The sequence below is a fragment of the Cellulomonas massiliensis JC225 genome, from assembly GCF_000312005.1.
GTDB classification, from domain to species: domain Bacteria; phylum Actinomycetota; class Actinomycetes; order Actinomycetales; family Cellulomonadaceae; genus Cellulomonas; species Cellulomonas massiliensis.
This window is the reverse complement of record NZ_HE978588.1, coordinates 1,115,195-1,122,542: the sequence shown is the minus strand read 5'-3', so window position 1 is coordinate 1,122,542 and position 7,348 is coordinate 1,115,195. Positions and strand designations below refer to the sequence as shown.

Here is a 7,348-nt window from a genome sequence, read left to right as displayed (position 1 = left end):
CGCGCGCCGGCAGCTCACGCACCGTCGACCGCGCGGCCCGCGCCGGCCGCTCGGCCCGCGGCGCGGGCAGCCGGGGGGCGACCGCCGGCACGTCGGAGGGCGCGACCTGGGACCCGAAGCCGACGAACTCCCGCGCCACGACCAGCCGCCCCGACGTCACTTCCTGCGCGACCTGCGGGTCGGCCAACGCCGCCGTGAACGTCTCGTCCACCTCCTGGCGGACGCCCTCACCGACCTTGTGCCCGGCCGCGGCGGCGAGCCGGCGGCCACGCGCCACCAGGGCGGCGACGAGCTCGCGGCGCTGCTTCCCGAGCTCGCGCAGCGCGGGGCCGTCGAGCTGGTCCTGCGCCTCGCGCAGCGCGTCGCCCAGCCCCCGGAGCCCGTCGGCGAGCGAGGGGTCGTCGCGGACGACGAGGTTGACGACCCACGCCGCGACCGTGGGCTTGCGCAGCCGCCCGATGGCCTCGGCCAGCGCCTTGTCGCCGTCCTTCTTCGCGGCGCGCGCGGCCTCGTCCCGCGTCGCGACGAACTGCTCCGGCGGCACGCCGTACAGCTCGTCCGCGACGTCGCCGACCGCCTCGTCGTCCGCACCGGGCACAGGCTCACCCCCAGACGAACCGTACCGACCGGCGCGCGACGTCCGCCTCGACGAGCCGGACGGTCACGCTCTCGCCGAGCGGCAGGCCGTCACCGTCCACCCGGGCCGTCACGACCGGGTCGGCGAGCTGCACGACGCCGCGCCCCTCCCGCACGTCGACGACGACGCCCTGGAACTCCTCGCCCTCCCGGCCGCTGAGGAGCACCGCCTCGACGAGGTCGAGGGCCCCGCGCTCGTAGGCGGCCGCGCGCTGGTTGCCCTCCGCCATGCGCGCCGGCAGCTCCGGCAGCGCGGCGCGCACCCAGTCGGGCACCTCCTGCCCGGCGGCGAGCGCGACGCACACGGCGGAGACGAACCGGTCGACGAGCCGGCGCAGCGGTGCGGTCGCGTGCGCGTACGGCGCCGCGATCGCGCCGTGCCACGGGTCCGCGGGCGCCTCGCCGTCGAACGCGACGTAGGCCGCCCCGCGCAGCACGCTCGTCGCCTCGGCGAGGAACGCGGCGTGCCGCGGCACGCTCGCGTCGAGGGCGCGCACGACCTCGCCCACTCCCGCGCCCTCGGGCCACGCCACGCCGAGCGCCCGCGCGGTGCGCCGCAGCCGCTCGACGTCGCGCTCCTCGGCGCGGGGCAGGGTGCGCAGCACGCCGACCCGCCCGTCCAGCATCGTGCGTGCCGCGCACATCCCCGTCAGCAGGGAGATCTGCGCGTTCCAGTCCTCGACGGCCAGCGTCGTGCGGCTCGCCAGCACCCACCGGCCCCCCGAGCGCTCGACCACCTGCTCGGGCGTCGGCAGCGTGATCCCGCCGCGCGCCCGCTCGGCCGCGACGCGCAGCTCCCCGACCTCGCGCAGGAGCGCGAGCGGCCCGTCGACGGTGCCGTCGTCGAACGAGCGCTGCACCCCCTCGTACGTCAGCTGGGCCCGGCTGCGGACGACGGAGGGCACGACCTCGACGCGCGTCGGCTCCCCGTCACCGTCCAGGTCGACGGTCCAGACGACGGCGGGCGCGTCCTGGTCGGGCAGCAGGCTCGCCGCGCCTTCGGAGAGCACCGGCGGGTGCAGCGGCGTGCGGCCGTCGGGCGCGTACAGGGTCACGACGCGCTCGCGGGCCTCGTCGTCGACCGCCCCGAGCGGCGGCAGCCAGGCGGCGACGTCGGCGATCGCGTACCGGACCCGGTAGCCGGCGCCCCGGCGCTCCAGGTGCACCGCCTGGTCGAGGTCGCGAGAGCCCTCGGGGTCGACGGTCACGAACGGGACGTCGGTCGCGTCCCGCCGCTCGTCGCCGCGCCACGGGGGCGCCGTCGCGAGCGCAGCGGCCTCCTGCTCGACGGGCGCGGGGAACGCGTCCGGCACGTCGAGCTCGCGGCGCAGCGCGGCGAGCCCCGCCCGGACGGCGGGATCCGGCTGCTGCAGCCGCACGTGTCGACGAGGCACGAGGCGAGCCTAGGGTCGCGCGCCGACGCCCGCCCGGCGCGTATCAGCGCCCCGGCCGCCGCCTCCTCCCTGGTCGAGTCCTGCCGCAGGGGGCGCGGGACCGAGACAGGGGGCAGCACGAGATGAGCATCTGTACACGCAGGTCCTGGCGGGCGGCCGCGGTCGTCGCCACGATCGTCGCAGCGGTGACGCTGCCGGCCGCCGGCGCGAGCGCCGCGCCGGCGCCGGCCGCCGCCGACACCACCGGCAACGCGCGGGGCACGTCGCAGGTCAGCGCCACGGCGCTGGCCGCCGGGCGCGCCGCGTTCGGCGCCGACGCGACCAAGGCCGAGGCCCTGGCCGCCTACTGGACGCCGGCGCGCATGCGCGCCGCGGTCCCGGCCGACCTGAACCCGCAGGTCCGTGCGGCGGCGAAGACGTACTCCGCGACGATCGAGCGTCAGCAGCAGGCGGGCGAGAAGCCGGCGACCAACGACGGGCCGCAGCGCTCGGCGCCGGGGACGACCGGACGGGTGGGCACGCTCACCGCGACCGGCAGGGCGAGCACGCAGGCGCTCGCCGGCGGCGCGATCGCGGCGGGCTTCGTCTACAACCCGAACTTCGCGTACAACACGCCGGCGGCGTACACCCAGGGCAAGGTGTTCTTCTCGATGGGCGGCGCGGGGTACGTCTGCTCCGCGAGCATCGTGAACTCCGAGGGCGCCGACCAGGTCTGGACCGCGGGGCACTGCGTGCACGGCGGTCAGGGTGGCCAGTGGGCCACGAACTGGACGTTCGTGCCGGCGTACGACGACGACCTCGCCAACCCCGCGCCGTACGGCTACTGGTCGGCGTCGTACCTGACGTCCCGCACCGCGTGGATCAACAGCTCCGACTTCTCGCAGGACTTCGGCGTCGCCGTGATGAACACCCTCAACGGGTGGCACATCGTGAACTACTTCGGCGGGCAGGGGATCACCGTCAACAAGGGCAAGTCCGGGACGTTCGAGTACGCCTTCGGGTACACGTCCTACGGCGGCTACGACGGCGGCAACGTCCTCGGGTGCTACGGCTCGACGAGCCCGGAGTGGGACCTGCTCATCACGTGGAGCCAGACCGTGCAGATCCCGTGCGGCCTCAACCGCGGCGCGTCCGGCGGCCCGTGGTGGACCGGCTGGAACGGCAGCTGGGGCTACCTCAACGGCGTGAACAGCCGCGTCGACTCCTACGCCTCGCCGACCGTGGTCCGCACGGGCTACTTCGACGACGACGCCTGGAGCCTGTGGACGTACAACCGGTACGCCTGAGCCCGGGGGCCGGCCGGTCCGCCGATCCCCGGCCGGCCCTCGCCCACGCCGCCGCCCCCTCCCCACCTCTCGCGGGGAGGGGGCGGCGGTGCTGCGGCGCGCCGGACGCGCACGGAGCCGGGACGAACGGCCGCGCGCCCGGCCGGACCGTGCTCCAGGATGGGCAGGGTGAGCACCGTGACCGAGCGTTCGCTGCGCACCCAGCTGTGGCGTCGCAAGCCGATCGCCCCGATCCAGCAGCGCGGCGACGACGGGCTGACGCGGTCGCTGACGACGTTCCAGCTCATGATGTTCGGCGTCGGTGCCACGGTCGGCACCGGCGTCTTCTTCGTGATGCACGAGGCCGTGCCCGACGCGGGGCCCGCGGTGATCGTCTCGTTCGTGCTGGCCGGGATCGCCGCCGGGCTCTCGGCGCTGTCGTACGCCGAGATGGCCTCGGCCGTCCCCGTGTCGGGCTCCACCTACTCGTACGCGTACGCGACGCTCGGCGAGGTGGTGGCGGTCGGCGTCGCCGCCTGCCTGCTGCTCGAGTACGGGGTGTCGACGGCCGCCGTCGCCGTCGGGTGGAGCGGGTACCTCAACCAGCTCCTGGAGAACCTCACCGGCTGGCGCGTGCCGGACGCGCTCTCGGCGGGCCCCTTCGCGGCGGACCCGGGGGTCGTCAACCTGCCGTCGGTCGTGCTCGTGGCGCTGTGCGCGGTGCTGCTCATCCGCGGGGCGAGCGAGTCGGCCCGCGCGAACGCCGTCATGGTCGTCATCAAGCTCGCGGTCCTCGCGCTGTTCGTCGCGGTCGCGTTCACGGCGTTCGACGCCGACAACTTCGCGGACTTCGCACCGCAGGGCGTCGGCGGCGTCACGCTCGCCGCCGGCACCATCTTCTTCACGTTCATCGGGCTCGACGCGGTGAGCACGGCGGGCGACGAGGTGCGCGACCCCCAGCGGTCGATGCCGCGCGCCATCCTCGGCGCGCTCGTCATCGTCACGTCGATCTACGTCCTCGTGGCGGTCGCCGCGCTCGGCACGCAGCCCTGGCAGGCGTTCTCCGACCCGGAGCAGGGCGAGGCCGGCCTCGCGCAGATCCTGGAGCAGGTGACAGGCAGCAGCTGGCCCGGCACGGTGCTGTCCGCCGGCGCCGTGATCTCGATCTTCTCCGTGACGCTCGTCGTCATGTACGGCCAGACGCGCATCCTGTTCGCGATCGGGCGCGACGGCCTGCTGCCCCGCCGGTTCGCGCGCGTCCACCCGCGCACGCACACGCCCGTGCAGAACACGGTGGTGGTCGCCCTCGTCGTCGGGCTGCTCGCCGCGTTCGTGCCGCTGGACTCGCTGTGGGACCTCGTGTCCATCGGCACGCTCGTCGCCTTCATCGTCGTCTCGGTGGGCGTCATCGTGCTGCGGCGCCGCTCGCCCGACCTGCCGCGCGGCTTCCGGATGCCCGGGTACCCCGTCACGCCGTTGCTGGCCATCGCCGCCTGCGTCTACATCCTCGCCGGGCTGCACTGGTACACGTACGCCTGGTTCCTCGTGTGGCTCGCCGTCTGCGTCGCGTTCTACCTGCTGTGGGGGCGGCGGCACTCGGCCCTGGAGCGGGCGGGAGGGCACGGGCCAGGTCCCGCGCCCGACGCGGACGGGGGCGCGCGATGACCGTCGTCGTGGGGCTCGACCCCCTCGCGCCGTCGCACGGCGCCCTGGACCTCGCGGTCGGGGTCGTCCGGACGCTCCCGGAGCCGTCCGGGCCGTGGACGCTCGTCGTCGCGACCGTCGTGCCGCCGGCGTGGGGCGCCTCGTCGGGGCGGCGCACGGAGCTCGAGCGCCTCGCCCGCGAGCGCGTCGAGGAGCTGGAGCACGACGTCCGCGAGCACCTGGCCGGGTGGGCGGACGAGCTGGTCGTGGAGATCGTGCACCGGCGCGGGCGCTCGGTCTCCCGCGAGCTCGCCCAGCTCGCGCAGGAGCGGGACGCCGCCGCGCTCGTCGTCGGCTCGGCGCGTGACGCGCGCCGCGGCACCACGTCGGTCGGCTCCACCGCGGACTACCTGCTGCACTCGAGCCCGGTGCCCGTGACGGTCGCGCCACGGGGGTACCGCATCGAGCACGTGGCCTCGACGGACGTCCCGACGCGCCGCCTCACCGCCGCGTACTCCGGCGTCACGGCGGACGCGCCCGCGGTCCGCTGGGCGGCCGACGTGACGCGGGAGATCGAGGTGGGCCTGCGGGTCGCGTCGTTCGGCGTGCGGGCGGGCGACATGTACCCGCCCGAGGCGGGGCTCGACATCGAGGCGCAGGTCGACGAGCAGTGGACGCAGCAGATGGCCACGGCGCAGCGCGCGCTGCGCACGGCGCTGGACCTGCCCGCGGACGTCGAGACCGTCGTGGCGAGCGGGCCGAGCTGGGAGGCGTCGCTCGCGGCGGTCGAGTGGCTGCCGGGCGAGGTGCTCGTCGTCGGCTCGTCCACCGGCGGGACGCTGCGGCGTGTGTTTCTCGGCGCACGGGCGGCGAAGATCCTGCGGCACGCGCCGGTGCCGGTGCTGGTCGTGCCGCGCCCGGCGGCGCGCTGACGGTCCCCCGCCGGCGCGCCGCCCGGCGGCCCGCCTCAGATGCTGGGGTCGGAGGAGTCCACGGGCGCGTCGGCGACCGGCGCGGTGCTCGTGTGCTTCGCGGCCGGGGCCGCCTGCGACCAGGCGCGGCCCGCGGCCTTGCCCGTGTCGATGAGGTCCTTGCCGGCGTCGACGAGGTTCTTGCCGACCTTGCTGAGCGAGTCGCGGACCTCCTCGCTCTTGACGACCTCGGTACCGCGGTCGATCGCGTCCTTGGCGAGCTGCTTCAGGGAGTCCAGGTCTGCCATGAGCCGTCCCTTCGGGGATGTCGGGTGCCGCTGCGGCGCCGGTCCCGGGGCCACGCGGCGGCGTGCGGTGCTCGTGAGGGCGCCCGCGAGGGTGCTCGCGAGGTGCGGTCGAGCCTACCCGCGGCCCCCGCGGGCCCGCACCGCGAGCGGCACGGCGCCGGACCTGTCGCGGCGCACGTGCCGCTTGCGGGCCGGACGGTCGCGGTTCGGCCACGTCCCGGTCACGGGACGTGTGCGCAGGTCACGATCGCGGGCCGTCCGGTCACGATCCTGTGAACCGCCGGTGCGCCCGGCGCCCGCCGCCCTAGCGTCACCGTCATGACCAGCACCCCGGCGGCCCGGCGTCGCCTCCCCAGGACCCTGACGGCGCTCGTCGCGACCGGGACGCTCCTGGCCGCGCTCCTGGCCGGCTGCAGCGCCGGCTCCGGCGCGGACGAGTCGGGCGCGGACCGCGCGCCGGCGGGCGGCGGCGCCGCCGTGGTGGACGAGGAGGCCCCGGGCTCCGTCGGCCGGCCGGCCGCCCAGACGGCCGAGGACCGCCAGGTGGTCCAGGAGGGCGACGTCAGCATGACGGTGAAGGACGCGCGCGCCGCGGTCGACTCGATCGTCGCGTTCGTCTCGCGCTCGCAGGGACGGGTCGACGACTGGTCGGAGCAGGCCGGGGACGAGTGGACCCGCGCGAGCGCGTCGCTCACGGTGCGCGTGCCCTCCGCGGAGCTCGACGCGACGATCGACGCCCTGCGCACCCTCGGCACCGTGGGCTCGGTGCAGCTGAAGGCGACCGACGTCACGGGCACCGCACGCGACCTCGACGCGCGCATCGCCGGCCTCGAGCTCTCGGTGGACCGGATGACCGCGCTGCTCGCGAGCGCCCGGACCCACGCCGACATCGTCCAGGCCGAGAAGGCGCTCACCGACCGTCAGACGGAGCTGGAGCAGCTCGAGTCGCAGCGCGCGGCGCTCGCGGAGCAGGTCTCGCTGTCGACCCTGCGGATCGAGGTGCTCGGGCCTGTCCCGGCGGGCGCGCCCGCGGACGAGCCGGGGCCGTCGTCGTTCCTCGGCGGCCTGGCCGTCGGGTGGGCGTCCTTCACGGCGGCCGTCAGCACGCTGCTCGTCGTCCTCGGCGTGCTCCTGCCGTGGCTCCTGCTCGCCGGTGGGGTCACCGCGGGCGCGGTCGCCTGGAGCCGGCG

The 7,348-nt window shown here is 76.1% G+C and carries 6 protein-coding genes and 1 pseudogene; 4 read left to right on the top strand and 3 right to left on the bottom strand.

Annotated elements, in window-relative coordinates; all coding sequences use genetic code 11:
• A pseudogene (locus HGCM_RS19680) lies at positions 1–598 on the bottom strand (transposase); the annotation flags it as partial.
• 4 nt (positions 599–602) lie between these two features.
• Positions 603–2,030: an RNB domain-containing ribonuclease gene (locus HGCM_RS05345; RefSeq protein ID WP_026075280.1), complete on the bottom strand. Its 1,428-nt coding sequence runs from the start codon at positions 2,028–2,030 to the stop codon at positions 603–605.
• Positions 2,031–2,152: 122 nt separating this feature from the next.
• Between HGCM_RS05345 and HGCM_RS05340 the strand changes: the two genes are divergently transcribed.
• The 3 genes from HGCM_RS05340 to HGCM_RS05330 all read left to right on the top strand — a co-directional run bounded on the left by HGCM_RS05340 (position 2,153) and on the right by HGCM_RS05330 (position 5,871).
• Positions 2,153–3,316, top strand: coding sequence for a trypsin-like serine peptidase (locus tag HGCM_RS05340; RefSeq protein ID WP_147572683.1), 1,164 nt, complete (start codon positions 2,153–2,155; stop codon positions 3,314–3,316).
• Between the two features lie 168 nt (positions 3,317–3,484).
• On the top strand, positions 3,485–4,960 hold the full coding sequence (locus HGCM_RS05335) for an amino acid permease (RefSeq protein WP_019135841.1): 1,476 nt from the start codon (positions 3,485–3,487) through the stop codon (positions 4,958–4,960).
• Entirely contained in the window at positions 4,957–5,871 is a 915-nt protein-coding gene (locus HGCM_RS05330; RefSeq protein ID WP_019135840.1) for a universal stress protein, read from the top strand. The genes HGCM_RS05335 and HGCM_RS05330 overlap by 4 nt, the downstream gene beginning before the upstream one ends.
• A gap of 35 nt (positions 5,872–5,906) precedes the next feature.
• Here HGCM_RS05330 and HGCM_RS05325 read toward each other — a convergent pair whose 3' ends face one another.
• Positions 5,907–6,158, bottom strand: coding sequence for a hypothetical protein (locus HGCM_RS05325; RefSeq protein ID WP_019135839.1), 252 nt, complete (start codon positions 6,156–6,158; stop codon positions 5,907–5,909).
• Between the two features lie 318 nt (positions 6,159–6,476).
• Between HGCM_RS05325 and HGCM_RS16985 the strand changes: the two genes are divergently transcribed.
• Positions 6,477–7,348 (top strand): DUF4349 domain-containing protein (locus HGCM_RS16985; RefSeq protein WP_019135837.1); only part of this gene is annotated, 872 nt, incomplete at its 3' end.

What these genes read in the sequence shown, in the direction of transcription:
- HGCM_RS05340 (WP_147572683.1), top strand. Translation starts at nt 2,153, where the DNA reads ATGAGCATCTGTACACGCAGGTCCTGGCGGGCGGCCGCGGTCGTCGCC.
- HGCM_RS05330 (WP_019135840.1), top strand. Translation starts at nt 4,957, where the DNA reads ATGACCGTCGTCGTGGGGCTCGACCCCCTCGCGCCGTCGCACGGCGCC.
- HGCM_RS05325 (WP_019135839.1), bottom strand. Translation starts at nt 6,158, where the DNA reads ATGGCAGACCTGGACTCCCTGAAGCAGCTCGCCAAGGACGCGATCGAC.